This window comes from Stenotrophomonas sp. SrG (assembly GCF_050031795.1).
Taxonomy (GTDB): Bacteria; Pseudomonadota; Gammaproteobacteria; order Xanthomonadales; family Xanthomonadaceae; genus Stenotrophomonas; species Stenotrophomonas rhizophila_A.
The window spans coordinates 1-241 of the sequence record NZ_JBNBBE010001013.1; the positions used below are offsets into that span (position 1 = coordinate 1).

1 pseudogene is annotated in these 241 nt (G+C 71.8%); it reads right to left on the reverse strand.

Going from position 1 to position 241, the window contains the following annotated elements:
* Nucleotides 1–241 (reverse strand): annotated as a pseudogene (locus ACQG3P_RS22555) (ATP-binding protein); the annotation flags it as partial.

A 241-nucleotide genomic window follows, 5' to 3' on the forward strand; every position in this document is an offset into this window, starting at 1 on the left:
CGCGCGGCCAGGGTGGAGCACATGACGCGCTGCACGCCATCGCCGCCGTTGGCCAGCAGCAGCAGCGACACCGGCGGGTTCTGCACCATGGTGTCCAGCAGCAGCTCGCGCTGCACCAGCCCCTGCCGCTGCTCGCGCAGCACGTCACCCTGCTCGCGGTGCGCCTGGACCAGGTCGGCCAGGTCATCGGTGCCCGGCCCGTGCACGCTGTAGTTGGATTCGCCATCGCGGTCGCTGCTGG